This is a genomic window from Streptomyces sp. BRA346, assembly GCF_052851135.1.
The window spans coordinates 1-1,641 of sequence record NZ_JAIWIH010000162.1 but is presented as its reverse complement, the minus strand read 5'-3'; the positions used below and the strand labels follow the sequence as shown (position 1 = coordinate 1,641).

Annotated in this window: 1 protein-coding gene; it reads right to left on the bottom strand. The window is 71.1% G+C overall.

Going from position 1 to position 1,641, the window contains the following annotated elements; all coding sequences use genetic code 11:
* The coding region (locus LCH29_RS43915; RefSeq protein ID WP_446467280.1) for an SDR family NAD(P)-dependent oxidoreductase at positions 1-1,641 on the bottom strand (1,641 nt) is incomplete at both ends.

Below are 1,641 nucleotides of genomic sequence, written 5' to 3'. Positions count from 1 at the left end.
GATGACGGTGGTGAGGGGGTGTTCGGTGGGGATGGCTCGGATGAGGTGGTGGAGGGCGGTGCGGTCGGAGACGTCGCAGGCGGTGATGGTGACGGTGGTGCCGAGGTCGGTGAGTTCTTGGGTGAGTTCGGTGGCGCCGGGAGCGTCGGGGCCGCTGCGGCTGGTGAGGTGGAGGTGGGGTGCGCCGTTGCGGGCGAGCCAGCGTGCCAGGTGGGCGCCGAGCCCGCCGGTGCCGCCGGTGATGAGAGTGGTGCCGGTCGGCTGCCACGGAAGACGGTTCGCGGGCGGCAGGGGAGCGCGACGGAGGCGGCGTGCGTACGTGCCGGTGGCGCGGATCGCGGCCTGGTCCTCGGGCTGCCCGGGCACGAGAAGCGCCGCGAGACGGTCGGCGGTGTGGTGATCGATGACGGTCGGAAGGTCGATCAGGCCACCCCAGCGACGGGAGTGTTCCAGCGCGGCCGCTCGCCCGAAGCCCCAGGTCTGTGCCTGGAGCGGGCTGGGGAGCGGGTCGGCGGGATGGATGGCGACGGCACCCTGGGTGAGGCACCACAGGGGCGCGGCGACCTCGGCGTCACCGAGGGCCTGGACGAGGGCGGTGGTGGCGACGAGCCCGGCGGGAACCGCGGCGTAGGCGGGATGCGGCTCCTGGGCGAGCGCGAGCAAGCTCACGATCCCGGTCGGTTCGCTGTCGATGGTGAGCCGGGTGAGCTCTTCGGCCACATCACTGCGCTGGGCCTGATGGGTATCGAGCGTGTGAGGGAGGGGAGTGGCGCCGTGGGTGGTGAGCGCATGTACGACGGTCGCCACGGCGGGGTGGTCGGCCTGGTCGGAGGGGATGAGCACCAGCCAGGTGCCGGAGAGGGCGGCGGGCGCGGCGGGCGCGGAAAGCTGCTTCCAGGTGGCCCGATACCGCCACGCGTCGATGGCCGCTTGCTCGCGATGCTGCCGTCGCCAGGCCGACAGCGTCGGCAGTACGGCGCTCAGCATGGGCTGTTGATCGGCAGGGGAGTCGAGGGTTTCGGCAAGGGACTCCAGATCCTCGCGCTCCACGGCTTCCCAGAACGCCCGGTCCGCTTCCGCCGTCTCGGTGACGGCCGTGGCGTTCTCGGAGGAGGCGAGCCAGAAGTGCTGGCGTTGGAAGGCGTAGGTGGGGAGCTCGACGGTGCGCGGGGCCGGGCTGGCGGGGTACCAGGGCGTCCAGTCGACGGTGGTCCCGGCGGTGTGGAGTCGTGCGAGGCTGCGCGTGAATGCCTGGACTTCGGGTTGTTTGCGGGTGAGGGTGGCCGTCACCAGGGGGGTGGGCCGGTCGGTGTCCGTGGTGGTGTGGCCGAGTGTGTGCTGTGTCGCGGTGGCGAGGACCGGGTCGGGGCCCAGTTCCAGAAAGACGCCTGTCTCGGGGGCGATGTGGGTGATGGCGGGGTGGAAAAGGACGGGTTGGCGGATGTGTTCGGCCCAGTATTCGGGGGTGGCGATGCGCTCGTCGGCGGTTTCCCCGGTGAGGTTGCTCAGTAGCGGGAGGGTGGGTTGGTGGTAGGTGAGGTCCGTGATGGCCTGGGTGAAGGGTTCGAGGATGGGGTCCATCAGGGGGGAGTGGAAGGCGTGGCTGACGGTCAGGGTCTTGGTTTTGCGGCCCTTGGCGGC